The following is a 24,440-nucleotide window of genomic DNA, read 5'->3' as shown; positions in this document are numbered from 1 at the left end:
CACCCGTTTACCGCTTCGGGTACCATCAGGCCCCTTTTGAGCTGGAACACGGCATGAATTCTGCGCCTACCTCCCGTGACCGTTGGATCTGGCTTGCGTCGGCCGCCTTGATGGCCGCCACGCTGGGCACGGAGATGGTGGTGCCGCTGGGCTATGCGGTCTGGCTGACCTACTTCATGGCAGTCGGAATCACGCTGTTCCAGCGTCGCATGGAAGTGCCGCTGCTGGTGGCGATCGGCTCGTGCATCCTGCTTGCGGTGGGCTACAACGTGGCGCCGGCGAGCAGCAATTCGGCGTTTTCCTTCGTCAATCGCAGCATCGGTGGCGTCGCGTTCCTGATGATGGCGCTGACCGTGATGAAGGCCATCGGTGCGCGCCGTGAAGCGGCCGATGCGCTGTGGCTGCAGGCCGGAGAGAACGTGGTCGGCACCAGCCTGCAGGGCGATCCCACCCCGCGCGAGCTGGCTGACCAGGCCATGCGCGCCCTGTGCGCGCAGCTCAATGCCGATGTCGGCGCGATGTACCGCCTGCAGGGCGAGCGGTTGGTGCTGGTCGGCGGCTCCGCGCTGCCGTCGCAGCTGCCCGAAACCCTGCCGGCACATGCCGGGCAATGGGGCGAGATCATCCGCGAAGGCCGCGCGCGTCGCCTGGAGGACAGTGACAGCCCGCTGGATATCGATACGCCACTGGGCCGCACCACCGTTCACCAGCGCCTGCTGGGGCCGATCACGGCCGATGGCGTGGTGATCGGCGTGATCGAGCTGGGCCGTGCCGGCGTCTCGCCCGCGCGCAGCCTGGAAATGGCACTGCTGCTGCAGTGCGCCGAGCCGATCGGCATCGCCCTGCGGGCGTCGCTGCTCAATGCGCAGCTGGTGGAGCTGCTGGAAGAGACCCAGCGCCAGAGCGAGGAGCTGCAGACCCAGCAGGAAGAGCTGCGGGTGGCCAACGAAGAGCTGGAAGAGCAGAGCCGCAGCCTGCTGCATTCCCAGGCCAACCTGGAGCAGCAGCAGGCCGAGCTGGAGCAGACCAACGTGCAGCTCGAAGAGCGCACCCACGAGCTGGAGTCGCGCCAGCAGGCGCTGCTGCTGGCCCAGGCGCAGCTGGTCCAGAACAGCAACGAGCTGGAAGCCAGTTCACGCTACAAATCCGAGTTCCTGGCCAACATGTCCCACGAGCTGCGCACGCCGCTCAACAGCGCACTGATCCTGGCCAAGCTGCTGGCCGACAACAAGGACGGCACGCTGACCGCCGAGCAGGTCAAGTACGCCCAGGCGATCCACTCGTCCAACAACGATCTGCTGGCGTTGATCAACGACATCCTCGACCTGTCGCGGATCGAGGCCGGCCACGTGGAGCTGGTTGAAGAGAACCTGGCCGTGTCCAGCGTGCTGCAGCGCCTGAAGGAAACCTTCGAGCCGATGGCCTTGCAGAAGGGCCTGGCCCTGGAGATCAGCGCTGCCCCGGAGGCGCCGACCCAGCTGCTGGCCGACAGCCAGCGCCTGCAGCAGATCCTCAAGAACCTGCTGGCCAATGCGGTCAAGTTCACCGAGCACGGCAGCGTCTCGCTGAAGGTGCGCAGTGCGGGGGCAGGGCGGATCCAGTTCGCCGTCTCCGATACCGGCATCGGCATTCCCGAAGAGCAGACCGCGGTCATCTTCGAGGCGTTCCGCCAGGCCGACGGCAGCACCCGCCGGCGTTACGGTGGCACCGGGCTGGGGCTGTCGATCTCGCGCGACCTGGCCGCACGCATGGGCGGCAGCATCACCGTCTCCAGCGAGCCCGGCCGCGGCAGCTGCTTCACGCTTGAACTGCCGCTGTTGGCCGGTGGCGGCACGGGCAACGCCCAGCACGTGGTGCATGACGTGCGCCCGGCTGCCGTAGCAGCGCCGTCCCGGCCGGCTTCCACACCGCTGGGGCGGGCGCATGGCGAACCCACTGCCGCGCCGGCGCCGGCCCAGGACAAGGTGGTCGATGACCGCGGCCGCCGCAGCCGCGCCGGCCGGATGATCCTGGTGGTCGAGGATGACACTGCATTTGCCAGCGCCCTGGTCTCGATGGCGCACGAACTGGACTTCGACTGCGTAGTGGCCGGCACCGCCGAAGAGGCGTTGAGCCTGGCTGCCGAGCTGCGCCCGAACGGCATCCTGCTGGATATCGGCCTGCCCGACGTCTCCGGCCTGAGCGTGCTCGAGCGCCTCAAGCGCGACCCGGCCACGCGCCATATCCCGGTCCACGTGGTCTCCGGGCTGGAGCGCTCGCAGGTGGCGATGGAGCTGGGCGCGATCGGGTATGTGATCAAGCCGGCCACGCGCGAGCGCCTGGTCGGAGCGATCCAGCAGCTGGAAGCCACCAGCCAGCGCGACATGCGCCGCCTGCTGATCGTGGAGGACGACAGCGAGCTGCGTTCGAACCTGCAGCTGCTGCTTGGCCGTGACCAGCTGGAAATCACCGCGGTGGGCACCATCACCGAGGCGATGGCCGAACTGGCCGGGTCCACATTCGATTGCATGGTCACCGACCTCGCGCTGCCGGACGGCACCGGGTATGACCTGCTCGAGCGCATGGCCGGCAATGATGCGGTCGCGTTCCCGCCGGTGATCGTCTACACCGGCCGCGCACTGACCCGCGATGAAGAACAGCGCCTGCGCCGCTATTCCAAGAGCATCATCATCAAGGGAGCGCGCTCGCCCGAGCGCCTGCTCGATGAGGTGACCCTGTTCCTGCACAGCGTGGAGGCCTCGCTGCCGACCGACCAGCAGCGCCTGCTGCGCGAAGCGCGTCGCCGCGATGCGGTGCTCGATGGCCGTACCGTGCTGCTGGCCGAGGACGATGTGCGCAACATCTTCGCGCTGTCCAGCGTGCTGGAGCCGCTCGGCGTCACCCTGGATATCGCCCGCAACGGCCGCGAGGCGCTGGAGAAGCTGCGCCCGGAAATCGACCTGGTGCTGATGGACATCATGATGCCCGAGATGGACGGGCTGACCGCCATGCGCGAGATCCGCGCCGACAACCGCTGGCGCGACCTGCCGATCATCGCGTTGACCGCCAAGGCGATGCCCGATGACCGCGAGCACTGCCTGCAGGCCGGCGCCAACGATTACATCGCCAAGCCGATCGACGTGGACAAGCTGGTGTCGCTGTGCCGCGTGTGGTGCTCGCGCCGATGAATGAAGCGGAGCTGTTCGATCTGGAGCTGAAGGTGTTGCTGGAGGCGGTGTACCAGCGCTACCACTACGACTTCCGTGACTATGCGCTGGCATCGCTGCGGCGGCGCATGCGCCATGCCATGGCCCGGTTCGACTGCCCGACCATGGGCGCGCTGCAGCACCGCCTGCTGCACGAGCCGGACACCTTCGCCCAGGCGATGCAGTACTTCACCGTGCAGGTCTCGGAGATGTTCCGTGACCCGCCGTACTTCCGGGTGCTGCGCGAGCATGCCGTGCCGGTGCTGCGCACCTATCCCTCGATCAAACTGTGGATCGCCGGGTGCAGTACCGGCGAAGAAGTGTGGTCGCTGGCGATCCTGCTGCACGAGGAAGGCCTGCTGGACCGGGCGATCATCTACGCCACCGACATCAATCCCGAAGCGTTGCAGGCGGCCGAATCCGGGGCCTTCGCGCTGGACCGGCTGGCGCAGTTCAGCCGCAATTACCTGGCGGCCGGCGGCACCGGCTCGCTCTCGGATTACTACAGCAGCGGCTACGGCAGCGTGGTGTTCGATCGCCGCCTCAAGCGCAACATCGTGTTCGCCGACCACAGCCTGGCCACCGATACGGTGTTCTCCGAAGTCCACCTGGTGTCCTGCCGCAACGTGCTGATCTATTTCCAGCGGCCACTGCAGGATCGCGCCATCGGCCTGTTCCATGAGGCCCTGGTCCATCGCGGCTTCCTGGGCCTGGGCAGCAAGGAGTCGCTGCAGTTCGGCGCGCACGCGGATCTGTTCGAAGCCTGCGCGCGCGACCAGCGCCTGTACCGGAAGCTGGCCTGATGAGCACGGCCTCCCAGCGCAGCCGGTTCGACCTGGTGGTCATCGGCGCTTCGGCCGGTGGCGTCAGTGCGCTGCAGGCGTTGCTGTCGGCGCTGCCGGCCACGCTGGCGCTGCCGGTGCTGGTGGTGCTGCACCTGCCGCGCGACCGGCCCAGCCGCATTGCCGACCTGCTCGATGCCGGTTGCCCGCTGCCGGTGCGCGAGGCCGAGGACAAACAACCGCTGCGGGCCGGTACGGTGACGTTCGCGCCGCCGGATTACCACCTGCTGGTGGAGGACCGTGACACGCTGGCACTGTCGGTCGATCCACCGGTGCTGTTCTCGCGCCCGGCGATCGATCCCCTGTTTGAAAGCGCCGCCGATGTGTTCGGCGGCGGCGTGTTGGCGATCCTGTTGACCGGCGCCAGCAGTGACGGCAGCGACGGTGTCGCCGCGGTCCGCCAGGCCGGTGGCGAAGCCTGGATCCAATGCCCTGAGGAGGCCTATTCCTCGATGATGCCCGCATCGGCCCTGGCACACGCCGGCGCCGACGCGGTGCTCCCGCTCACCTCCATCTGCACGCGTATGAAAGGCCTTACCCGATGAACCTGATCGAGCCCGCCGGGTCGACTGCCACCACCGATTGCGTGAAGCTGCTGATTGTCGATGACATCCCGCAGAACCTGGTCGCGATGGAAGCGCTGTTGCGTCGCCCGGGTCTGGAGATCCTGTGTGCGCTGTCCGGTGCTGAAGCACTCGAGCTGCTGCTGGAGCATGAAGTCGCGCTGGCCCTGCTGGATGTGCACATGCCCGAGATCGACGGCTTCTCGCTGGCCGAGCTGATGCGCGGCTCGCAACGCAGCCGCGACGTGCCGATCATCTTCCTCACCGCTTCGCCGAATGATCCGGTGCGGGCCTTCAAGGGCTACGAATCCGGCGCCGTGGATTTCCTGCACAAGCCGATCGAGCCGCAGGTGATCATGAGCAAGGTCAATGTGTTCATCGAGCTTTACCAGCAGAAGCAGCTGCTCAAGGCGCGCAACGAGGCGCTGGAGCACGCGCTCAAGCTCAATGAAACGATGATGGCGGTGTTGACGCACGACCTGCGTACGCCGTTGGCGGCGATCCTGCTGTGTGCCGACAAGCTGTCGCTGGATCTGCCCGATGACAGCCAGGTCCAGCGGACCCTGGTTCATCTGGAAAACAGCGCACAGCGCATGGTGCGGATGGTCGAGCAGCTGCTGGATTTCTCCAGGATCCGTACCGGCGGCCTGCGCCTGCACAGCACCGAGTGCGACCTGGCTGAACTGGCCTCGGCGGTGGTGGCCGAGATCAGCCGTGCGCACCCGCAGGCGACCATCGAGCTGCAGGTACAGGGCGATGCCCAGCTGCAGGGCGATCCCGATCGCCTCGCGCAGTTGCTGTCCAACCTGATCGGCAACGCGGTGCTGCATGGCGGCGATGCGCCGGTGGTGGTGCGGCTGGAAGGCGAGCGCAGCGCGCCACTGCGGCTGCAGGTGCGCAATGCCGGTCAGATTCCGGAGGCATTGCTGCCGCGGTTGTTCGAGCCGTTCAAGGCCAGTTTCCACGACAGTCGCGGGCTGGGGCTGGGGCTGTTCATCGCCAGCGAGTTCGCCCGTGCGCATGGCGGCACGCTGGTGGCCCACAACATCGAGGGCGCGGTGATCTTCGAGACCGCGCTGCAGCGCCGGCCGCGCTGAGGCCGGAAAGAACCATCCCGGCGCAGGGCCGGGATGGTGGACGTGCTTACAGTGGCTCGCAGCACAGATACAGCCCGTGCCCACCGTAGGTGCAGCCCGGCTGGTCTTCACAGCCGGCCAGCGGCTTGGGCTGGCTGGAGGTAGCCAGCGCCTGGCTGGATGCGAAGGCCAACGCGCAGATCAGGGTGACGCCGCTCAGGGCTGACAACAACCGCGTTTTCGACTTCATGGTCTGTCTTTCCTTCTGTGGATGAGGCTGACGGGGCGCGTGTTGCCACGCAGTCACGCGTTACACCGGCTGGCAGCACCGGATCTCGCTGTGCCCGCCATAGGTGCAGCCGGGCTTGTAGGGACAGCCATCCAGCTGCTTGGGCTGGCTGGAGGTCGCCACTGCCTGGCTCGATGCGAACGCCAGGGCGCAGACAACAGCGATACCGCCAAAGACCGAAAGGAACTTCCTGGACTTCATGGTGCTTCTCCTGTTGTGGTGACGCGGATGCAACGGGAACACGGACGGAACTGTCGATCCGCCCCCGGCGAGCGGGCGCGGAGGGACCTGGTCATGTCGCCTTGGCGGCGACGTGGGATGACTTCAGCCTGCCGGCGCGGGCGCCTGGTTACGGGCGGCGTTGATCACGAATGCGCCGGTGATCGCATCCACCGAGCGCTCCTTGAGCTGGCCGACATGGCGGTAGATCACCTTGCCGTCCTGGATGACGACCACCATCGGCACCATGGTCGCGGTGTAGCGCTGCCGGAGCCGGTCATCGGTATCGTTCACCACCGGAAACGCGAAACCATGCTGGCGCGCGTAATCGGCAGCGGTTTCGTGGGGCGGCAGGCTGATGCCGACCATCTCGAAGGCGCGGTTGCCGTTGTTGCGACCGGCCGCGTCCAGCGCCTGGATCTGCGGCACCGAGGCCAGGCAGAACCTGCAGGCAGGGGAGAAGAAGTACAGGACCTGGCGACCGCTGGCCGGGCCGGCAAGGGTAACCGCCTGGCCGTCGAGTGCCGTGGTGGTGAGGGCCTCGGGCTGGGCGCCCTCGGGAAGGCCGTGGGCGGCCTTGGAGATCTGTTCGACCTTGCTCACCAGCAGCGCCTGCTCCTGGCGGAGCTGCCGGTTCTGTACCGCCAGCGCGGTCATCAGCACGGCCAGGACAACGATGAGCGCGAGGCTGCCGTACTTCCGGAATGCGGATGCGTCCATGCTGCTCCTTGGCCTTCGGCCGGGTCCATGGCTGAGTAGGTGGTGTATGTATCCGGCAACAAAAATCATTTGTCAAATACAAGATCCTGTGAATGAGACATGGGTTTCATTCTGGTCGTTGCCTATCGAAAGATCGGCGCGCGCGGCGCCCGCCGGGCCGCCCGGATCAGTCGCAAACCCCCGTGAGGTAAACTGTCCGGGCGCCGAAGCCCTTCGCCAGCGGCCATTGCTGGAGCCACCATGCCGTCCTCGACCCGTAAAGCCGTCTCGCCCCTGATCGACGCCCAGGTGCATGTCGAGGGCTTCGTGCAGGTGCGTGAAGCGCGCCGGTCCGAGCTGGTCGAGGATTACGTGGAGCTGATCGCGGACCTGATCGCCGATGGCCGTGAGGCCCGGCAGGTGGATATCGCGACGCGGCTGGGGGTTGCGCAGCCGACGGTGGCCAAGGCGCTCAAGCGCCTGGTCAAGGAGGGCTGGGCGATCCAGCGCCCGTACCGCGGCGTGTTCCTGACCCCGGCCGGCGAGCAGCTGGCGGTGGAGATGCGCGCCCGCCACCAGACCGTGGAGCAGTTCCTGCTGGCGCTGGGCGTGGATGCCGATTCGGCGCGCCGCGATGCCGAAGGGATCGAACATCACGTGAGCGAGGCCACCCTGGCCGCGTTCGACGCGTTCGTACGCAAGGCCAACGGCCATGGTTGAGCGCCTCGCGCCGCCGCCGCCGCTGGGCGTGCCGGTGCACGACCAGGACGAATACTGGATGCGCCACGCGCTGGGGCTGGCCGAGCGGGCCGAGCGTGAGTTCAACGAGATCCCGGTCGGCGCGGTGCTGGTCGGTGCCGATGGCAGCGTGCTCGGAGAAGGCTGGAACCTCAACATCGCCGACCACGACCCCAGCGCACATGCGGAGATCGTCGCGATGCGGCAAGCGGGCAGGGCGATCACCAACCACCGGCTGATCGGCAGCACGCTCTACGTCACGCTGGAGCCATGCGCGATGTGTGCGATGGCGATCGTGCACGCACGCGTGGCGCGGCTGGTGTACGCGGCCACCGATCCCAAGACTGGCGCCTGCGGCAGCGTGTTCGACCTGATCGGCGACCCGCGCCACAACCATCGCGTGGAAATCCACGGGGGCGTGCTGGCCAAGGATGCCAGCACCCGGTTGACCAACTACTTCCGCGCCAAGCGCGGCAAGCCGCCGCTGCTGCTGGAATAACGCCGCTGCAGCGACAGGGCCGTGACGCGTTGGCGGTATCATGGGCGCCTCCTCCATCCCGGTCGCGGCGCAAGCGGCGGCCCAGCACAAGGCGAACACATGGCCGACAACGGCGCAGAAGGCGAGCGACTGATCTGGATCGATCTGGAAATGACCGGTCTGGACACCGATAACGATGCGATCATCGAGATCGCCACGGTGGTGACCGATGCGCAGTTGAAGGTGCTGGCCGAAGGTCCGGAGTTCGCCATCCATCATCCGGTGGAGCGGCTGGAGGCGATGGACGAATGGAACCGCAACCAGCACCGCCGCTCGGGCCTGTGGCAGCGCGTGGTCGACAGCACGGTGACCCTCGGCCAGGCCGAAGCGCAGACCATCGCGTTCCTGCAGCAGTGGATCAAGGCCGGTGCCTCGCCGATGTGCGGCAACTCGATCTGCCAGGACCGTCGCTTCCTGCACCGTGAAATGCCGCGCCTGGAGAAGTACTTCCACTACCGCAATCTGGACGTGTCCACGATCAAGGAACTGGCCAAGCGCTGGGCCCCGAGCGTCGCGGCGGGCGTCGGCAAGACCGCCAGCCATACCGCGCTGAGCGACGTCCACGATTCCATTGAAGAACTGCGCCATTACCGCCAGTTCATGGGGGCGCTGTCGGGCCTACCGGCCTGATCCAGCGAACAGGGTCGGCACGGCACGCTGGCCTGTGCCGGATCGTTCAGCTGACGGCAGGCGAGGCGACGAGCGATGAACATCGGCGGCGCTATGATCGCGGCCATGAATGCCATCACCTCGCCGCAACCGCCGCCGCTGCCGTCCTCGATCCTGCCGACCTCGCAGGATTGGCGGGATCTGCAACGTGCGGTGGAGCTGCTGGAATCGCCCACGCTGACGGCCAAGATGGCCAACCTGATCGGCTCGCCACTGGAGTTCGCGGTCAAGCGGTTGCCTGATTCGGTATCGCGCCGCATCCACGGCGCGGTCGAGGCGGCGCTGTTCAAATCCGCCCAGGCCGCGTTGTGGAGCATGGACAACACGCCCGGCAAGGCCGCCTCCACGCGTTGGCACAAACTGGCGGCGGCGACATCGGGCGCGGTAGGTGGTGCGTTCGGCTTCACCACGCTGTTCATCGAACTGCCCGTGTCCACCACGATCATGATGCGCTCGGTGGCCGATGTCGCCCGCAGCGAGGGCTTCGACCTGCGCGAGATGAGCACGCGGCATGCCTGCCTGGAGGTGTTCGCGCTGGGTGGCAACTCCGGCAAGGATGATGCCAGCGAGACGGGCTACTACATCACGCGTGGCTTCACTGCCGAGGTGATGCGCCACTTGTCGGCCGAGCTGGCCGGGCGCGCGGTCGGCGGCAGCCCGGTGATGATCGGCCTGACCCCGAAAGAAGCCGGCAAATGGCTGGCCAAGATCGTGGAGAAAGTGGCGGCGCGCTTCGGCGTGGTCGTCACCGAGAAGTTTGCCGCGCAGGCGGTCCCGATCGTCGGGGCGGTGGCCGGCGCCACGCTCAATACCATGTTCACCGACTACTACCAGGACGTGGCGCGCGGGCATTTCATCGTGCGCCGGCTGGAGCGCAGCTACGGCTACGAGACCGTGCGGGCCGCCTATTCCCTGCTGGCCGCCGAGCGCAACTGAGCGATCGTTGCATCGGCGGCACAACTGTTTTGCCGCCGCAGGCCTGTTGGGCCGGCGGCCCTGTCCCCATCCTTGTCGGCATCACCGCTTCGGCGGCTCCCCCGATCAAGGATTGCCATGCTGTTCTCTCCCTATACCCGCGGCGCGCTGACGCTGCCCAACCGTATCGTGATGCCGCCGATGACCCGTTCGCGGGCCGGTGAGGGCAACGTCGCCACGCCGCTGATGGCCACTTATTACGCCCAGCGTGCCTCGGCCGGCCTGATCGTCAGCGAGGGCACCCAGATAAGCCAGCAGGGGCAGGGCTATGCCTGGACCCCGGGCATCCACGACGAGGCCCAGGTTGCCGGCTGGCGCGGCGTGACGGAGGCGGTACATGCCGCTGGCGGTCGCATCGTCGCCCAGCTCTGGCACGTTGGCCGCGTCTCGCACGTGGCCCTGCAACCGGGCGGCGCCGCGCCGGTGTCCTCGTCGGCGCTGTTGGCCGAAGGGGTCAAGGTGTTTGTCGATCCGGAGGGCCGGGGCCCGCAGAGCGGCGTCGGCGAGATGGTCCAGCACTCGATGCCGCGGGCCCTGTCCACCGAAGAGATCGCCGGCATCGTGCGCGATTACGCGACGGCCGCGCGCAATGCGATCGCCGCAGGTTTCGATGGCATCGAACTGCACGGTGCCAACGGCTATCTGATCAACCAGTTCATCGACTCCCAGGCCAACCAGCGTACCGACGGCTACGGCGGCTCGCTGCAGAACCGCCTGCGCTTCCTGCGCGAGGTGACCGCGGCGGTGGCCGCGGAGATCGGGGCCGAGCGCGTCGGTGTGCGCCTGGCGCCGCTGACCACGCTGCAGGGCGCGGTGGACGACACTCCGCAGGCGACCTACCTGGCCGCGGCGCATCTGCTGGACGAGATCGGCGTGGGCTACCTGCACATCGCCGAAGCCGACTGGGAAGACGCCCCGGTCATGCCGGTAGCCTTCAAGCAGGCACTGCGCATGATCTATCGCGGCACGCTGATCTACGCCGGCAAGTACACCGTGGAACGCGCCGAGGAGGCGCTGGCCAGGGGGTGGGCCGACCTGATCGCCTTCGGCCGGCCGTTCATCGCCAACCCGGACCTGCCGGAGCGTCTGCAGCAGGGCTTGCCGCTGAATCTCCCGGACAAGGCCACGTTCTTCGGCGGCGGCGCGGAAGGGTTCACCGACTACCCGGTGGCGGAAACCGCCGAGGCCTGAACGCGCAATGCGTAGAGCCGACCGTTGGTCGGCTGCCCTCCCATCCGACGCCATGCATACGTGATCCGCCGCGCGATGCGTGGCAGCCGATCAACGGTCGGCACTACCGGCGCTTAGGCCCACGATCCATGGTCGGTAGAGCTGACCGTTGGTCAGCTGCTCTCCCCTCCGGCGCCGCGCACACGTGATCCGCCGCGCGATGCGCGGCAGCCGACCAACGGTCGGCTCTACCGACGGCACACAAAACAAAACCCCGCTTGCGCGGGGTTTTGTTCGTCATCTCAAGGCGGGGAGGATCAGCCCTTGGCCTTGAGCTTGGCCAGGCGCAGCCAGGTGTCGACCACGGTGTCCGGGTTCAGCGACACCGACTCGATGCCTTCCTGCATCAGCCATTCGGCCAGGTCCGGATGATCGGACGGGCCCTGCCCGCAGATGCCCACATACTTGCCCTTGGCCCGTGCGGACTTGATCGCCATCGACAGCAGCTTCTTCACCGCCGGGTTCCGCTCGTCGAACAGGTGCGCCACGATCGAGGAGTCGCGATCCAGGCCCAGGGTGAGCTGGGTCAGGTCGTTGGAACCGATCGAGAAGCCGTCGAAGATCTCCAGGAACTCATCGGCGAGCAGTGCGTTGGACGGCACTTCGCACATCATGATGATCTTCAGGCCGTTCTCGCCCTGCTTGAGGCCGTTCTGTTCCAGCACCTCGACGACCTTGCGGCCTTCTTCCAGGGTGCGCACGAACGGGATCATGACCCACAGGTTGTCCAGGCCCATCTCGTTGCGCACGCGCAGCACGGCCTTGCACTCCAGTGCGAAGGCGGCCGAGAAGCTCGGGTCGACATAACGGCTGGCGCCGCGGAAGCCGATCATCGGGTTCTCTTCGTGCGGCTCGTAGTTGCTGCCGCCGATCAGGTTGGCGTACTCGTTGGACTTGAAGTCCGACAGGCGCACGATCACCGGGTTCGGGGCCACCGAAGCGGTCAGGGTGGCGATGCCTTCGGCCAGGCGGCCGACGTAGAAGCTGACCGGATCCGCGTAACCAGCGATCTTCTCGTCGATCTTCTTCTTGGTCGCCGCGTCCTGGCGGTCGTACTCCAGCAGGGCGTTGGGGTGGATGCCGATGTGGCTGGCGATGATCATTTCCAGACGGGCCAGGCCGATGCCGGCGTTCGGCAGCTGGCCGAAGTCGAAGGCGCGTTCCGGGTTGGCCACGTTCATCATGATCTTCAGCGGCGCCGGCGGCATGTTGCCCAGGTCCGTGGTGGTGCGCTCGAACTCGAGCTTGCCCTCATAGATGAAGCCGGTGTCGCCCTCGGCGCAGCTGACGGTCACTTCCTGGCCGTCCTGGATCACCTGGGTGGCGTTGCCCGAGCCGACCACGGCCGGCACGCCCAGCTCGCGGGCGATGATCGCCGCGTGGCAGGTGCGGCCACCACGGTTGGTCACGATGGCCGAGGCGCGCTTCATCACCGGCTCCCAATCGGGATCGGTCATGTCGGCGATCAGCACGTCGCCCGGCTGCACGCGGGCCATGTCGTCCAGGGTGCGCACCACGCGGGCGGTACCGGCGCCGATCTTGGCACCCACGGCGCGGCCTTCGGCCAGCACCTTGCCGTCCTTCTGGTTCAGCGCGAAGCGTTCGATCTGGGTGGCATGGCCACGCGACTTCACCGTCTCCGGGCGCGCCTGCACGATGAACAGCTTGCCGCTGACACCGTCCTTGGCCCACTCGATATCCATCGGGCGGCCGTAATGCTTTTCGATGACCAGCGCCTGCTTGGACAGTTCCTGCACGTCTTCGTCGCTGATGGAGAACGTGCTGCGCAGGTCGGCCGGGGTGTCTTCGATGCGCACGCGCTCACCGGGGACATCCGAATACACCATGCGGATCGCCTTGCTGCCGAGCGAGCGGCGCAGGATCGCCGGCTTGCCGGCGCTCAGCGTGGGCTTGTAGACGTAGAACTCGTCGGGGTTGACCGCGCCCTGCACGACCATTTCGCCGAGGCCGAACGAAGAGGTGACGAACACCACGTCGCGGAAGCCGGACTCGGTGTCCAGGGTGAACAGCACGCCGGAGGAACCCACTCCCGAGCGCACCATCAGCTGCACGCCGGCGGACAGGAACACATCCTCGTGCTTGAAGCCGTGGTGGACGCGGTAGGCGATCGCGCGGTCGTTGTACAGCGAGGCGAACACTTCCTTGACCTTGTGCACGACATCGTCGGCGCCGGTCACGTTGAGGAAGGTCTCCTGCTGGCCGGCGAAGGACGCATCGGGCAGATCTTCGGCGGTGGCCGAGGAGCGCACCGCGACGGCGACATCGCCGCCGCCGTTTTCACTGCACAGCTTGGCGTAGGCGCTGCGGATGTCCTGGTCCAGTTCCGGGTGGAGCGGGGCATCGATCACCCAGCCGCGGATTTCCTTGCCGGCCAGGGTCAGGGCACCGACATCTTCCACGTCCAGCGTGGCCAGCTTGTCGAAGATGCGCTTGGACAGATCGTTATGGGCGATGAAGTCCTTGAAGGCTTCAGAGGTGGTTGCATAACCGCCGGGGACAGACACCCCCAGACCGGCCAGGTTGCCGATCATTTCGCCAAGCGACGAATTCTTGCCGCCTACGCGGGCCAGGTCGGCCAGGCGCAGTTCGTGCAACCACAGGATGTTCTCGTTCAAGCGCGATGCTCCGTTTGGCCATCGCCCGAGGCGGGCTGGATGGCCACGTCCGTAGGAAGAAGCCGATATGATGCCGGGCAGACCGCTGTCGGCACAAGCTTGTATCGACAGCCTTTTTAAGCTTCGGAGGGGGTAAAAGCCGTATGTCGACGATCCGACCGGTGTTCTACGTGTCCGATGGAACCGGTATCACCGCTGAAACCATTGGGCATAGCCTCCTGACCCAGTTCTCCGGGTTCAGCTTCATCACCGACCGGATGTCGTTCATCGATGATCCGGAAAAAGCGCGCGAAGCCTGTGAAAGGATCCGTGCAGCGGGCGAGCGGTACCAGGTCCGGCCCATCGTGGTCAGTTCCTGCGTGGACAGCGGGCTGAGCATCATCCTGGCCGAAAGCGGCGGATTGATGCTGGATGTGTTCGCGCCCTTCATCGAGCCGCTGGAGCGGGAACTGGCCGTCAACCGGCATTCCCGGGTCGGCCAGGCGCACGGCATGGTGGACTTCGAGACCTACCACCGCCGCATCAACGCGATGAATTTCGCGCTGACCCATGACGACGGCATCGCCATCAACTACGACGATGCCGACGTGATCCTGGTGGCCGTCTCCCGGGCCGGCAAGACCCCGACCTGCATCTACCTGGCCCTGCATTACGGGGTTCGGGCGGCCAATTACCCGCTGACCGACGAGGACCTGGAGCAGGATCGCCTGCCGCCACGCCTGCGCCCGTACCGGAAAAAGCTGTTTGGGCTGACCATCGACCCGGACCGCCTGCAGCAGATCCGCCAGGAGCGTCGCCCGAACTCGCGCTACGCCAACCTGGAGACCTGCCGCCGCGAGGTCGCCGCCGCCGAGACCATGTTCCGGATGGAGCGCATCCCGACCCTGAGCACCACCCATACCTCGATCGAGGAGATCTCGAGCAAGGTGCTGGGCACGCTGGGGCTGCAGCGCGAGATGTATTGATCGGCGCGCCCCCTTGAACAGCAGGGAGGCGCTTGCTTCGTCCGGGGCCGGGGCTGCCCTGCGTCCGTGAACCGGTTGCGGGCCGCCCCTTTGGCCGGCGTGGTGCCGCCCCCACGTTGGGAGATCAACGTGTAGGATCGACCCATGGCCCAGGCATCGCCCCGTATCGAACGCATTCCCCGGCTCAGCCGCCTGAGCTGGCTGATGGGCCTGTATGCGGAAAACTACCAGCACCTGGTGCGCCTGTTCGCACCCTCCGAACTGGTGCCCGGCAGCTACGTCTCCTCGATCGGCGATGGGCTGGATGTGCGCCTGGATGTCATCGAGTGCCACCGCTATACGGTCGAGCTGCGCCTGACCTACGACTTCGCCGACCCGGTCACCGGGCAGCCGGACCCGTCGGCCTATGTGCGCCTGTACCGTGATGCCCGGCAGGCCGAGACCACCCATTGCTACGTCGGACGCCGCTGGCAGGACGTGGTGGGGATGTACCCGCCGCCGGCCGAGCTGATCAGCCACCGCATGCGGATGAACACCTTCCTCGGCAAATGGCTGGAATACCTGGCCGAACGCGGCCACGGCGTGGCCACGCTGCGCCGCGATGGCGAGGTGGCCGCACCGGCCGACGCGCGCCGCACCAGCCTGGTGCCGTGAGCCGCGGCCTGGCGGATCACGCATAATCGGGGGTCTGTGTTCCCGAGCGTGTGCGAAATGCCCTATACCCCCATCGTGGCCACCTTGGGCTACGTGCTGTCCGCCGACGGCAAGCAAGTGCTGATGATCCACCGCAATGCCCGCCCCGGTGACCTGCACCTGGGCAAGTACAACGGGCTGGGCGGCAAGATGGAGCGCGATGAAGACGCCGCCGCCTGCATGCGCCGCGAAATCCGCGAGGAGGCCGGCATCGAGTGCGGGACCATGCGCCTGCGCGGCACGATCAGCTGGCCGGGTTTCGGCAGGAACGGTGAGGACTGGTTCGGCTTCGTGTTCGTCATCGACGACTTCACCGGCACGCCGCTGACCTCCAATCCGGAGGGTACGCTGGAGTGGGTGGACGTGGACAGGATCGACAGCCTGCCGTTGTGGGAAGGCGATCGCAGCTTCCTGCCGCTGGTCTTCGACGACGAGCCGCGCGCCTTCCACGGCGTGATGCCGTATCGCGACGGCGCCATGCAGTCGTGGAGTTACACCCGCCTGTAGGGTGGTTGCCGGCCAGTGGCCGGCACTACAACCGCCGGACGAGCAGCAGATGGAAGTGTTTGTTCACTTCGCGCCCGTCGTTGCTGCGCCCGGTTTCGTGATGGGCACGCCAGGCCTGCACGGTCAGCCCGGCGCTGCGCAGGGCCTGCTCGACCTCAGCCAGTTCGTGCAGGTGGAAGCCATGTGCGGCAAACGGCAGGGTGCGCATGAACGCTGCATCGCCGAAGGCCAGGCAGAGCCGGCCACCGGGGCGCAGCACGCGCGCCAACTCGGCGAACGGGAGTTTCAGTTCCTCCCAGAAATACAGGGTGTTCACCGCCAGTGCCGCATCGATGCAGGCCTCATCCAGCGGCAGGGCATGGGCGTCGCCGAGGTGGAGCTCGGCCCGATCCTGTAGACCGTGCCCGGCCAGCAGTGCATTGCCGGCCGCCACCATCGTCGCGGAGACATCCACCCCCAGGTAACGACTGTGCGGCGCCCGCAGCAGCGCGGGCGCGAAGGCGGCATTGCCGGGGCCGATCTCCAGCACCTGCTCGCCGGCAGTGACCGACAGCAGCGCCAGGGCGGCGCGGTTGAGATCACCGTTGCTGCGGTTCATCGACTGGGCCACCGCAAGCGCGTGGATCCCATGCGGGTGGCGCAACTGGATCGCCAGATCATCGGGGGAAAGCACGCGCAAGACTCCTGTCGGTGGGCGGCAGGACCTGGCGGCGGCGGAGTCCATCGGCCAGCTTAGCCGACCGGGACGCTCGATGGGCGGCCGGGTGAAGGCCGATTTCCATCCGGCGATGAGGAACGGTGATCAACAAATCACCAGCGTCGCGGCGAATGAGACTGAGTTGTCCACAGGGGGTGTGGATGACTCGTGGGCAAGTTTGTGGATAAGCCGCGTCGGCCCCCGCCGGTGCTCGCTGTCAAGATGGGTGGCCAAAAATTCACCGCAGGTCGTGCTGGCGTGAACGGCGCGGCAAGGCCGGGGTACGGCAGCGTAGGGTGGGCTGTCCGGGCGCGGGCCGCTCGCGGTACTCTCTTCCGATTGCCGCCACCCGATCTTTCATGAAACGTCACTTCTCGATGTTGCGCGAGTTCCACCTGGCCGACTGGTTCACCCTGGCCAACGCGTTCTGCGGCACCGGGGCGGTCTTCGCCGCCATGCGCTACCTGCAGGACGGCGAGCGCAGCTATCTGCTGTTCGGGATGGCCCTGATCCCGCTGGCCTTCATTTTCGATGCCCTGGACGGGCGCATCGCCCGCTGGCGCAAGTCCAGCTCCACGCTGGGCCGCGAGCTGGATTCACTGTCGGACATCATTTCCTTCGGCGTGGCGCCGGCCGCGCTGGCCTACGCCTGTGGCATGCAGGGCGGCTGGGACTGGCTGGTGCTGAGCTACTTCGTCTGCTGCGGTGTCAGCCGCCTGGCACGCTACAACGTGACCGCCGAGGCGCTGGCCGGCGAAGGCGACAAGGTGCCGTACTTCGAGGGCACCCCGATTCCGACCAGCCTGGCGCTGGTGGTGGTGCTGGCGGTGGCGGCCAGCGTCGGTGCGACCGGGCCTGACCTGTGGCTGGGCCAGTGGCAGCTCGGGCCGTGGCAACTGCACCCGCTGGTGCTGCTGTTCGCGCTGTCCGGTTCGCTGATGATCAGCAAGACCCTGCGCATTCCCAAGCCGTGAGGCGCGGCGACGCGGCATTGCTATCATCGTTTCCCGAGACGGGAGGACGGTCATGACCACGGCGGGCAGCGGCAGCAGCGCAGGCGACGTAGAGGCCCTTGCGCGGCAGTATTTCAGTGCGTGGGGCGATGCCCTGCGGCACGCCGCAGCGCCGCCGGGCCAGGCGGCCGGCCCCGAGGGACAGGGAAACTGGCAGCAGGCGATCGACTGGTGGGCGCAGATGATGCCCAACGCCGCCAGCGGGCCGGCCGACGAAGCCGTGCACCGTTTCCGTGAACAGGCCGGTGGCTGGTACGGCACCATGCAGCAGGTGGCGGCCCAGTTCGCCGGTCGCGACACCACCAGCGCCGAAGTCGCGCAGGCGTGGCGCACGGCGGTGCTGGGGCAGGGCGACGGGCTGCTGCAGTGGATGCTGCAGGGCGCCCGTGGTCATACCCAGGCCGAAGGCCCGGACCTGCTGCAGCTGCTGGAAACCCTGCAGCGCCAGCTCGGCCCGTGGCTGCAGAGCCCGGCGTTCGGCCCCGGCCGCGAGCATCAGGCCCGCTGGCAGGCCCTGCTGCGTGCGCAGCAGGACTACCAGGCGCACTCGCGCGATTACGTGGAGCAGATCAAGCAGGCGCTGGACGATGCGTTCACCCTGTTCGAGCAGCGCCTGGCCGAACACGAACAGCCGGGCAATCAGTTGACCAGTGCACGGGCGATGTTCGATCTGTGGATCGACGCGGCCGAAGAGGCCTACGCGAAGGTCGCGCTGTCCGAACCGTTCCAGGCGGTCTACGCCGCGCTCGGTAACGCCCAGATGCGGCTGCGCGCGGCAACCCAGCAGGAAATCGAACGGCTGACCGAGGGCTTCGGTCTGCCGACACGCACGGAAATGGATGCGGCACACCGCCGCATCGCCGAGTTGGAGCGGCTGGTGCGGCGCATGGCCGGCGGCGCAGGCGATGGCAGGCCCGCCACCCGGCCGGCCGCCTCGAAGAAGGCAGCTCCGACGACGTCAGCTCCGAAGAAAGCAGCGCCGGAGAAGTCCGCTCCGAAGAAGTCCGCTCCGAAGAAGTCCGCTCCGAAGAAGTCCGCTCCGAAGAAGGCAGCCGCGAAGCAGGCAGCCCCGAAGAAGGCGGCACCAGAACAGAGCAAGGCACCCAAGACGGCTAAAGCCGCGAAAACCGCGAAAACCGCTACGGCCACCCAACCGGTGAAGGCCACCGCCAAACCCCGGAAACGCAGCGCATGAAAGGTCCCCTGGGCTTCAACGCCGAAGACCTGCTGCAGGAAACCCTGGCCATGCAGCGCAAGCTGTTGGATGGCCTGACGCTGCTGCCCTCGGTGGAGGATGTCGAGTACGGCGTCACCACCCGCGAGGAAGTGTGGCGCGATGGCAAGGTCGCCCTGTACCGGTTTGTCGGCGGCCAGGCGCCGGTACGGCGGACGCCGCTGCTGATCGTCTATGCGCTGGTCAACCGGCCCTACATGGTCGACCTGCAGACAGACCGCTCGCTGGTGCAGAAACTGCTGGCGCTCGGCCACGATGTGTATGTACTGGATTGGGGCTATCCGGACCGCTCCGAGCGCTACCAGACGCTGGAGGATTACCTGCTGCGGTTCGTCGATGGCGCGGTGGACCACCTGCAGGCGCACAATGGCGGTGAGCCGATCAACATGCTCGGCATCTGCCAGGGGGGCGTGTTCGCGCTGTGCTACGCCGCGCTGCGCCAGGCCAAGCTGGCCAACCTGATCACGATGGTCACCCCGGTCGATTTCCACACCCCGGACAACATGCTCTCGCACTGGGCACGGCAGGTGGACGTGGATCTGCTGGTGGACACGCTGGGCAACATCCCGGCCGATCTGATGAACGCCAGTTACCTGATGCTCAAGCCGTTCCGGCTCAACGTGCAGAAGTACGTCGGCCTGCTCGATATCCTCGATGACAAGGACGCGCTGGAGGATTTCCTGCGCATGGAAAAGTGGATCTTCGATTCGCCGGATCTTGCGGGCGAAGCGTTCCGCGATTTCATCAAGCAGTTCTACCAGGGCAACGGGCTCATGCACGATGGCGTACGCATCGGCGAGGAACATGTCGACCTCCAGCAGGTGACGTTGCCGGTACTGAACATCTACGCCGAACAGGACCACCTGGTGCCACCGGACGCATCACGCGCGCTGCGCGGCCGGATCGGCAGCCCCGACTACACCGAAAGCAGTTTCCGTGGCGGCCATATCGGCATCTACGTGTCCGGCCGCGCCCAGCGCGAGGTGCCCGGCACGATTACAGACTGGTTGCAGCAGCGCAGCTGAACTTCATGGTGAGGCGGCTGATGCAGTGGCCTGGACCTGCCACGGGCCTGCGTAAGGTGTGTGCACGACATGTACCGTGACCAAGGGCGCGCCCTCACGCATGCCGTGCGGCACCTGTCGGGAATAGGTGAATTCCGACGCGGTCAGAACCTCCACACGACGGCGTAGCGGCGTGCCGGCATCGGGCACGGTGTGCTGATGGCGACGGTCGCCGGTGAAGAAAAACCATCCTGCACCGCCGTGTTCGGCGCGCGAGCGGCCGGTGGCCGGATCGAAGTACTCGAAGCGATTAGTGCACGCGTCCCAGAGCGAAATGCCGACCACGCCGGGGTAGCGTGCGACCTGGTTGCGGCTGCGATCATCGCCTTCATACACGGCAGTGGTGATCCAGGTGCGCTCGGCCAACTGCCTCGCCTGCTCGGAGGCGCCCGGGCAGGCCGGCACGGTGGACGCCTGTGCAAACAGGAGCAGCAGGCTGGGCAGGATCGGGTATGGCATGAAAGGTTCCCGTGCACGAAGGCGAGGACGCTACATTAGTGGCCTGCACTCAGGAGGCACCATGCAACAATCGCGAAAACGCACGTCCGTGGTCCCCGGCATCCTGATCGGGCTGGTCGCCTTGCTGCTGGGCGGCACAACCCAGGCGGCGCCGGGCGAGGCCGCCCGCCGCGAGATCGCCGATCTGATCGGCGCACTGGATGGCTCCAGCTGCCGCTTCCAGCGCAACGGCAGCTGGCACGACGCCGCCGAGGCGCGCGCCCATCTGCAGCGCAAGTACGACTACCTGCTCAGGAAGGACAAGGTGGACACCGCCGAGCAGTTCATCGAGCGCGCTGCCAGCCAGAGCAGCATGAGCGGCAAGCCGTACCGGATCGCCTGCCCGGGCCAGCCGGAGCAGACCGCGGCGGTCTGGTTCACCGCGCGGTTGGCGGCCCTGCGCCAACGCACCCCGTAGACATGGTTCGCGCTAGAGTCGGCATCTACCGGCTCGAGACCCCGTGCATGAACACACCGCCGCGCCCGCTGTCCCGCTCGCTCAACGACCGCATGATCGCCGGTGTCATGGGCGGCATTGCACATCGTTTCGGCTGGAACGTCACCCTGGTCCGGGTGCTGTTCGTGCTGATCTCGATCGGTTCGGCCGCGTTTCCGGGCATCCTGGTCTATCTGATCCTGTGGCTGCTGATCCCCAACGAGGCCGATTGAGCCTGTCGCCGGTGCTGCTGCGGGCACTGCAGATGCTGGGCGCGGTCTGGACCTCGCCCAATACCCTGATCGGTCTCGCCGCGGGCACCACGGCGATGCTGGCTGGCGCACGTCCGTCCTGGAACGGGCGCGACTGCGCGGTCGTGTTCCGTGAATTTCCCTGGGGGCCGGGCGGGGCGATCACGCTGGGCAACGTGATACTGCATACCGGGCCGGTGCTCGACGTGCCGTGCCGGACCTACGCGCACCAGGCCGGTCACGCCACCGAGCCGGTGATCGGCCTGCACGACCACGAGCGCGCGCACGTCTACCAGTACCTGGTGCTGGGGCCGCTGTATCTGCCGGTGTACCTGCTGTGCGGCGGGGTCAGTGCACGCAACCCGTTCGAGCGCGCGGCCGATGTGTACGCGCTGCAGGGCCGCGGGTGGTGGCCACGGTGGCGTTATTTCCGCGTTAAATCCGTGTAACAAAAACGTCGGCAACGCGACGTCATCTGCGTGCAAAAAAACGTTATTAGCCTGCATGACGAATCAGTCAGGTTTGACGGGGTAAGCTTGCAGCGTTGTATGAGCAACCGTTTTTCTGGAGGAACACATCACATGGCAATCGTTCTTTATGTCGGTGGTAGCAAGGATGGCGACAAGGGCCTGGTGCCGCATGGCTTCAGCAAATCCCAGGCCGATACCGAGCAGGGCCCTGAGATCTACACCGAGCGGTTCATGGAACTGCAGGGCGTAGGCAAGGTGCGGGTGATGGCGCTGGAGTCGATGCGCGATGAGATCGTCCATCAACGCGCTGCCGTGCATTACCGGTAACCCGCAGCACCGCCAAGGCGCCCGTTGATCAAGGGCGCCCGCGCCGGCATCCCGGCCCCACGCAAGGATGCCGGCGTGAACGCAGGACCCCTCGTGTGGTCACCGCCACGGGGCGACAGGTTCGCACCGGACTGTCAACGGCTTTCCCCGGCCGCCCGGCATCGCCAGAATGGGTTCTTTCCGCAAAGCGGCTCCGGCCGGAAGCAATGCCTGACATCAAGCTCGCGCAGCAGATCGCCCAGACCATCGCCGATGAGATCGGTGCCCAGACCGCCCAGGCCCTGGCCGCCATCGCCCTGTTGGACGAAGGCGCCAGCGTTCCGTTCATCGCCCGCTACCGAAAGGAAGTCACTGGCGGCCTGGACGACACCCAGCTGCGCAATCTCGAAACGCGCCTGACCTACCTGCGTGAACTGGAAGACCGCCGCGCCGCGGTGCTGTCCAGCATCGACGAACAGGGCAAGCTCAGCGATGAGCTGCGCAACGAGATCCTCGGCGCGGACACCAAGTCGCGCCTGGAAGATCTCTACCTGCCGTACAAGCCCAAGCGCCGCACCCGCGCCCAGATCGCGCGTGAGGCCGGCCTTGAGCCCTTGGCCGATGGCCTGCTGGCGGATCCGGGTCTGGATCCGCAGGTCTTCGGCGCGACCTTCGTCGATACCGACAAGGGCGTGGCCGACGTCAAGGCAGCGCTGGAAGGCGCCCGCGCCATCCTGATGGAGCGCTGGGGCGAGGATGCCGCACTCGTCGGCGAGCTGCGCACCTGGCTGGGCGAGAACGGCGTGATCCGCGCGCGTGTCGCCGAGGGCAAGGAAGAGCAGGGCGCCAAGTACCGCGACTACTTCGAACATTCCGAATCGCTGGCGAAGATCCCGTCGCACCGCCTGCTGGCGCTGTTCCGCGCACGCCGCGAGGAAATCCTGTTCCTGGAGCTGGACCCGGGCAGCGATGCCGAGGCCGGCAATCTGTACGCCGAAGGCCGCGTTGCGCACAACGCGGGCATCCGCGATGCCGGCCGCCCGGGCGACCGCTGGCTGCTGGACGCCTGCCGGCTGACCTGGCGCGCCAAGCTGCACATGCACCTGCTGCTGGACCTGTTCAACCAGGCCCGCGAAAAAGCCGAGGCCGAGGCGATCTCGGTGTTCGGTGACAACCTCAAGGACCTGCTGCTGTCCGCCCCGGCCGGCCCGAAGGCCGTGCTCGGCCTCGACCCGGGCATCCGCACTGGCTGCAAGATCGCCGTGGTCGATGCCACCGGCAAGCTGGTCGCCACCGACACCATCTACCCGCACGAGCCGCGCCGCCAGTGGGACCAGTCGCTGCACACGATCAAGCAGCTGTGCGTGCAGCACAACGTGGAACTGATCGCGATCGGCAACGGCACGGCCAGCCGTGAGACCGACAAGCTGGCCGGTGAGGTGATCAAGGCGCTGGGCGATACCAAACTGCAGAAGATCGTGGTCAGCGAGGCCGGTGCCTCGGTGTACTCGGCCTCGGAGTTCGCGGCCAGGGAATTCCCGAACCTGGACGTGTCCATCCGCGGCGCGGTGTCGATCGCCCGCCGCCTGCAGGATCCGTTGGCCGAGCTGGTCAAGATCGAACCCAAGGCGATCGGCGTGGGCCAGTACCAGCACGACGTGGACCAGTACCGCCTGGCGCGCGCGCTGGATGCGCGTGTGGAGGACTGCGTCAACGCGGTCGGCGTGCACGTCAATACCGCCTCGGCCGCGCTGCTCTCGCGCGTGTCCGGGCTGTCATCCACCGTGGCCGAGAACATCGTGCGGCATCGCGACGACAACGGTCCGTTCAAGCGCCGCAAGGACCTGCTGAAAGTGCCGCGCCTGGGCGAGAAGACCTTCGAGCAGTGCGCCGGCTTCCTGCGCATCGCCGATGGCGACCAGCCACTGGATGCGTCTTCAGTGCACCCGGAAGCCTACCCGGTGGTGGAGCGCATCGTGGCGGCCACCGCACGCCCGATCAAGGCACTGATCGGCGACGGCAGCTTCCTGCGCGGGCTCAAGGCCGAGCAGTTCACCGACGAGACCTTCGGTGTGCCGACCGTGCGCGACATCCTGAAAGAGCTGGAGAAGCCCGGCCGCGATCCACGTCCGGAGTTCAAGGCGGCCCGCTTCGCCGACGGTGTCGAGGAACTGAAGGACCTCAAGGTCGGCATGGTCCTGGAAGGCGTGGTCAGCAACGTGGCTGCGTTCGGTGCCTTCGTGGACATCGGCGTGCACCAGGATGGGCTGATCCACATCTCCGCGCTGTCGGACACCTACGTCAAGGACCCGCGTGACGTGGTCAAGGCCGGTGACATCGTCAAGGTGAAGGTGCTGGAGGTCGACGTGGCGCGCAAGCGCATCGCGCTGACCCGCCGCCTGGATGACACCCCGGCCCCGGCCAAGGCCCCGGGCGAGCGCGACGCGCGCCCGGCCGGTAGCGGCCGCCGCGACGGTGGGGCGGGCAATGGCCCGCGCAACGGCAACCGCGGCGGCCCGTCCGGCCCCCGTCCGGGCAGCGCTGCACCGCCGGCCAACAATGCGCTGGCCGATGCCTTCGCCCGGGCCAAGCGCGGCGGCTGAGCCTGCTGCCGTTGCCTGCCAGGGGCCGCCTTCGGGCGGCCTTT

26 protein-coding genes are annotated in these 24,440 nt (G+C 67.0%); 20 read left to right on the top strand and 6 right to left on the bottom strand.

The genetic code is table 11. The features are described 5' to 3' along the window. The first annotated feature begins 53 nt into the window (after window positions 1-53). Genes ORK51_RS06095 through ORK51_RS06080 form a run of 4 tightly spaced genes read left to right on the top strand, consistent with a single transcriptional unit; the run spans window position 54 to window position 5,687 of the window. A complete protein-coding gene (locus ORK51_RS06095; protein WP_266084534.1) occupies window positions 54-3,167 on the top strand; it encodes a response regulator in 3,114 nt (1,037 codons plus the stop codon). Next, window positions 3,140-3,988, top strand: coding sequence for a CheR family methyltransferase (locus ORK51_RS06090; RefSeq protein WP_172838023.1), 849 nt, complete (start codon window positions 3,140-3,142; stop codon window positions 3,986-3,988). Before ORK51_RS06095 ends, ORK51_RS06090 begins: the two co-directional genes overlap by 28 nt. Further along, complete coding sequence (locus tag ORK51_RS06085; RefSeq protein ID WP_070425354.1) at window positions 3,988-4,572, top strand: chemotaxis protein CheB; 585 nt, start codon at window positions 3,988-3,990, stop codon at window positions 4,570-4,572. The genes ORK51_RS06090 and ORK51_RS06085 overlap by 1 nt, the downstream gene beginning before the upstream one ends. Further along, window positions 4,569-5,687 carry a hybrid sensor histidine kinase/response regulator gene (locus ORK51_RS06080; protein ID WP_266084533.1) on the top strand — a complete coding sequence of 373 codons (1,119 nt, stop codon included), beginning with the start codon at window positions 4,569-4,571 and terminating at the stop codon, window positions 5,685-5,687. The genes ORK51_RS06085 and ORK51_RS06080 overlap by 4 nt, the downstream gene beginning before the upstream one ends. Before the next feature lie 46 nt (window positions 5,688-5,733). On the opposite strand, the gene ORK51_RS06075 is transcribed toward ORK51_RS06080, so the two are convergent. The 3 genes from ORK51_RS06075 to ORK51_RS06065 all read right to left on the bottom strand — a co-directional run bounded on the left by ORK51_RS06075 (window position 5,734) and on the right by ORK51_RS06065 (window position 6,894). After that, window positions 5,734-5,916, bottom strand: a complete 183-nt coding sequence (locus tag ORK51_RS06075) for a hypothetical protein (RefSeq protein WP_019184158.1) — start codon at window positions 5,914-5,916, stop codon at window positions 5,734-5,736. Window positions 5,917-5,976: 60 nt separating this feature from the next. After that, entirely contained in the window at window positions 5,977-6,156 is a 180-nt protein-coding gene (locus ORK51_RS06070; protein ID WP_019184157.1) for a hypothetical protein, read from the bottom strand. A 123-nt stretch (window positions 6,157-6,279) separates the two neighbouring features. Continuing rightward, window positions 6,280-6,894, bottom strand: a complete 615-nt coding sequence (locus ORK51_RS06065) for a peroxiredoxin family protein (RefSeq protein ID WP_070425352.1) — start codon at window positions 6,892-6,894, stop codon at window positions 6,280-6,282. A 240-nt stretch (window positions 6,895-7,134) separates the two neighbouring features. On the opposite strand from ORK51_RS06065, the gene mntR reads away from it, so the two are divergent. From mntR to ORK51_RS06040, 5 genes are all read left to right on the top strand, one after another. Further along, on the top strand, window positions 7,135-7,593 hold the full coding sequence (mntR, locus tag ORK51_RS06060; RefSeq protein ID WP_019184155.1) for a manganese-binding transcriptional regulator MntR: 459 nt from the start codon (window positions 7,135-7,137) through the stop codon (window positions 7,591-7,593). After that, window positions 7,586-8,110 carry a tRNA adenosine(34) deaminase TadA gene (tadA, locus tag ORK51_RS06055; protein ID WP_070425351.1) on the top strand — a complete coding sequence of 175 codons (525 nt, stop codon included), beginning with the start codon at window positions 7,586-7,588 and terminating at the stop codon, window positions 8,108-8,110. Before mntR ends, tadA begins: the two co-directional genes overlap by 8 nt. A gap of 99 nt (window positions 8,111-8,209) precedes the next feature. Next, window positions 8,210-8,779, top strand: a complete 570-nt coding sequence (orn, locus tag ORK51_RS06050; protein WP_019184153.1) for an oligoribonuclease — start codon at window positions 8,210-8,212, stop codon at window positions 8,777-8,779. Between the two features lie 105 nt (window positions 8,780-8,884). Beyond that, entirely contained in the window at window positions 8,885-9,754 is an 870-nt protein-coding gene (locus ORK51_RS06045; RefSeq protein WP_046273417.1) for an EcsC family protein, read from the top strand. A 117-nt stretch (window positions 9,755-9,871) separates the two neighbouring features. Beyond that, window positions 9,872-10,984, top strand: coding sequence for an alkene reductase (locus ORK51_RS06040; RefSeq protein ID WP_266084532.1), 1,113 nt, complete (start codon window positions 9,872-9,874; stop codon window positions 10,982-10,984). Window positions 10,985-11,280: 296 nt separating this feature from the next. Here ORK51_RS06040 and ppsA read toward each other — a convergent pair whose 3' ends face one another. Beyond that, on the bottom strand, window positions 11,281-13,659 hold the full coding sequence (gene ppsA / locus ORK51_RS06035; protein WP_266084531.1) for a phosphoenolpyruvate synthase: 2,379 nt from the start codon (window positions 13,657-13,659) through the stop codon (window positions 11,281-11,283). Between the two features lie 143 nt (window positions 13,660-13,802). On the opposite strand from ppsA, the gene ppsR reads away from it, so the two are divergent. The 3 genes from ppsR (at window position 13,803) to ORK51_RS06020 (ending at window position 15,824) form a co-directional block, all read left to right on the top strand. Continuing rightward, a complete protein-coding gene (ppsR, locus tag ORK51_RS06030) occupies window positions 13,803-14,624 on the top strand; it encodes a posphoenolpyruvate synthetase regulatory kinase/phosphorylase PpsR (RefSeq protein WP_019184148.1) in 822 nt (273 codons plus the stop codon). A gap of 144 nt (window positions 14,625-14,768) precedes the next feature. Beyond that, the gene (locus ORK51_RS06025) at window positions 14,769-15,278 is read left to right on the top strand and encodes a DUF1249 domain-containing protein (RefSeq protein WP_019184147.1); all 510 of its coding nucleotides are present in this window, start codon (window positions 14,769-14,771) and stop codon (window positions 15,276-15,278) included. 57 nt (window positions 15,279-15,335) lie between these two features. Beyond that, window positions 15,336-15,824 (top strand): NUDIX hydrolase, encoded by a 489-nt coding sequence (locus ORK51_RS06020; RefSeq protein ID WP_266084530.1) that lies wholly within the window; start codon window positions 15,336-15,338, stop codon window positions 15,822-15,824. A gap of 25 nt (window positions 15,825-15,849) precedes the next feature. Here the strand turns inward: ORK51_RS06020 and ORK51_RS06015 are convergent, their stop codons facing one another. After that, window positions 15,850-16,503 carry a class I SAM-dependent methyltransferase gene (locus tag ORK51_RS06015; RefSeq protein WP_266084529.1) on the bottom strand — a complete coding sequence of 218 codons (654 nt, stop codon included), beginning with the start codon at window positions 16,501-16,503 and terminating at the stop codon, window positions 15,850-15,852. A 377-nt stretch (window positions 16,504-16,880) separates the two neighbouring features. On the opposite strand from ORK51_RS06015, the gene ORK51_RS06010 reads away from it, so the two are divergent. The 3 genes from ORK51_RS06010 to phaC are packed head-to-tail and all read left to right on the top strand — an operon-like array spanning window position 16,881 to window position 19,793. Beyond that, on the top strand, window positions 16,881-17,495 hold the full coding sequence (locus ORK51_RS06010; protein ID WP_019184144.1) for a CDP-alcohol phosphatidyltransferase family protein: 615 nt from the start codon (window positions 16,881-16,883) through the stop codon (window positions 17,493-17,495). 52 nt (window positions 17,496-17,547) lie between these two features. Continuing rightward, a complete protein-coding gene (gene phaE / locus ORK51_RS06005) occupies window positions 17,548-18,729 on the top strand; it encodes a class III poly(R)-hydroxyalkanoic acid synthase subunit PhaE (protein ID WP_266084528.1) in 1,182 nt (393 codons plus the stop codon). Then, entirely contained in the window at window positions 18,726-19,793 is a 1,068-nt protein-coding gene (gene phaC, locus ORK51_RS06000) for a class III poly(R)-hydroxyalkanoic acid synthase subunit PhaC (RefSeq protein WP_266084527.1), read from the top strand. Before phaE ends, phaC begins: the two co-directional genes overlap by 4 nt. 3 nt (window positions 19,794-19,796) lie before the next feature. On the opposite strand, the gene ORK51_RS05995 is transcribed toward phaC, so the two are convergent. Further along, window positions 19,797-20,291 carry a DUF4822 domain-containing protein gene (locus tag ORK51_RS05995; RefSeq protein ID WP_070425345.1) on the bottom strand — a complete coding sequence of 165 codons (495 nt, stop codon included), beginning with the start codon at window positions 20,289-20,291 and terminating at the stop codon, window positions 19,797-19,799. 61 nt (window positions 20,292-20,352) lie between these two features. Between ORK51_RS05995 and ORK51_RS05990 the strand changes: the two genes are divergently transcribed. From ORK51_RS05990 to ORK51_RS05970, 5 genes are all read left to right on the top strand, one after another. Continuing rightward, window positions 20,353-20,748: a YfeK family protein gene (locus ORK51_RS05990; protein ID WP_429000618.1), complete on the top strand. Its 396-nt coding sequence runs from the start codon at window positions 20,353-20,355 to the stop codon at window positions 20,746-20,748. Between the two features lie 47 nt (window positions 20,749-20,795). Further along, window positions 20,796-20,999 (top strand): PspC domain-containing protein, encoded by a 204-nt coding sequence (locus tag ORK51_RS05985; RefSeq protein WP_019184139.1) that lies wholly within the window; start codon window positions 20,796-20,798, stop codon window positions 20,997-20,999. Between the two features lie 32 nt (window positions 21,000-21,031). Beyond that, window positions 21,032-21,466: a hypothetical protein gene (locus ORK51_RS05980; protein ID WP_051010514.1), complete on the top strand. Its 435-nt coding sequence runs from the start codon at window positions 21,032-21,034 to the stop codon at window positions 21,464-21,466. 132 nt (window positions 21,467-21,598) lie between these two features. Then, window positions 21,599-21,814, top strand: a complete 216-nt coding sequence (locus ORK51_RS05975) for a hypothetical protein (protein ID WP_019184137.1) — start codon at window positions 21,599-21,601, stop codon at window positions 21,812-21,814. Between the two features lie 206 nt (window positions 21,815-22,020). Next, entirely contained in the window at window positions 22,021-24,396 is a 2,376-nt protein-coding gene (locus ORK51_RS05970) for a Tex family protein (protein ID WP_266084526.1), read from the top strand. Window positions 24,397-24,440: the final 44 nt, after the last annotated feature.

The sequence above is a fragment of the Stenotrophomonas sp. RIT-551 genome (assembly GCF_026241915.1).
Classification (GTDB): domain Bacteria; phylum Pseudomonadota; class Gammaproteobacteria; order Xanthomonadales; family Xanthomonadaceae; genus Stenotrophomonas; species Stenotrophomonas bentonitica_A.
The sequence above is the reverse complement of the archived record's forward strand: the minus strand, read 5'-3'. Positions and strand labels throughout refer to the sequence as shown.

What these genes read in the sequence shown, in the direction of transcription:
- ORK51_RS06095 (WP_266084534.1), top strand. Translation starts at nt 54, where the DNA reads ATGAATTCTGCGCCTACCTCCCGTGACCGTTGGATCTGGCTTGCGTCG.
- ORK51_RS06085 (WP_070425354.1), top strand. Translation starts at nt 3,988, where the DNA reads ATGAGCACGGCCTCCCAGCGCAGCCGGTTCGACCTGGTGGTCATCGGC.
- ORK51_RS06080 (WP_266084533.1), top strand. Translation starts at nt 4,569, where the DNA reads ATGAACCTGATCGAGCCCGCCGGGTCGACTGCCACCACCGATTGCGTG.
- ORK51_RS06075 (WP_019184158.1), bottom strand. Translation starts at nt 5,916, where the DNA reads ATGAAGTCGAAAACGCGGTTGTTGTCAGCCCTGAGCGGCGTCACCCTG.
- ORK51_RS06070 (WP_019184157.1), bottom strand. Translation starts at nt 6,156, where the DNA reads ATGAAGTCCAGGAAGTTCCTTTCGGTCTTTGGCGGTATCGCTGTTGTC.
- ORK51_RS06065 (WP_070425352.1), bottom strand. Translation starts at nt 6,894, where the DNA reads ATGGACGCATCCGCATTCCGGAAGTACGGCAGCCTCGCGCTCATCGTT.
- mntR (WP_019184155.1), top strand. Translation starts at nt 7,135, where the DNA reads ATGCCGTCCTCGACCCGTAAAGCCGTCTCGCCCCTGATCGACGCCCAG.
- tadA (WP_070425351.1), top strand. Translation starts at nt 7,586, where the DNA reads ATGGTTGAGCGCCTCGCGCCGCCGCCGCCGCTGGGCGTGCCGGTGCAC.
- orn (WP_019184153.1), top strand. Translation starts at nt 8,210, where the DNA reads ATGGCCGACAACGGCGCAGAAGGCGAGCGACTGATCTGGATCGATCTG.
- ORK51_RS06045 (WP_046273417.1), top strand. Translation starts at nt 8,885, where the DNA reads ATGAATGCCATCACCTCGCCGCAACCGCCGCCGCTGCCGTCCTCGATC.
- ORK51_RS06040 (WP_266084532.1), top strand. Translation starts at nt 9,872, where the DNA reads ATGCTGTTCTCTCCCTATACCCGCGGCGCGCTGACGCTGCCCAACCGT.
- ppsR (WP_019184148.1), top strand. Translation starts at nt 13,803, where the DNA reads ATGTCGACGATCCGACCGGTGTTCTACGTGTCCGATGGAACCGGTATC.
- ORK51_RS06025 (WP_019184147.1), top strand. Translation starts at nt 14,769, where the DNA reads ATGGCCCAGGCATCGCCCCGTATCGAACGCATTCCCCGGCTCAGCCGC.
- ORK51_RS06020 (WP_266084530.1), top strand. Translation starts at nt 15,336, where the DNA reads ATGCCCTATACCCCCATCGTGGCCACCTTGGGCTACGTGCTGTCCGCC.
- ORK51_RS06010 (WP_019184144.1), top strand. Translation starts at nt 16,881, where the DNA reads ATGAAACGTCACTTCTCGATGTTGCGCGAGTTCCACCTGGCCGACTGG.
- phaE (WP_266084528.1), top strand. Translation starts at nt 17,548, where the DNA reads ATGACCACGGCGGGCAGCGGCAGCAGCGCAGGCGACGTAGAGGCCCTT.
- phaC (WP_266084527.1), top strand. Translation starts at nt 18,726, where the DNA reads ATGAAAGGTCCCCTGGGCTTCAACGCCGAAGACCTGCTGCAGGAAACC.
- ORK51_RS05995 (WP_070425345.1), bottom strand. Translation starts at nt 20,291, where the DNA reads ATGCCATACCCGATCCTGCCCAGCCTGCTGCTCCTGTTTGCACAGGCG.
- ORK51_RS05990 (WP_429000618.1), top strand. Translation starts at nt 20,353, where the DNA reads ATGCAACAATCGCGAAAACGCACGTCCGTGGTCCCCGGCATCCTGATC.
- ORK51_RS05985 (WP_019184139.1), top strand. Translation starts at nt 20,796, where the DNA reads ATGAACACACCGCCGCGCCCGCTGTCCCGCTCGCTCAACGACCGCATG.
- ORK51_RS05980 (WP_051010514.1), top strand. Translation starts at nt 21,032, where the DNA reads ATGCTGGGCGCGGTCTGGACCTCGCCCAATACCCTGATCGGTCTCGCC.
- ORK51_RS05975 (WP_019184137.1), top strand. Translation starts at nt 21,599, where the DNA reads ATGGCAATCGTTCTTTATGTCGGTGGTAGCAAGGATGGCGACAAGGGC.
- ORK51_RS05970 (WP_266084526.1), top strand. Translation starts at nt 22,021, where the DNA reads ATGCCTGACATCAAGCTCGCGCAGCAGATCGCCCAGACCATCGCCGAT.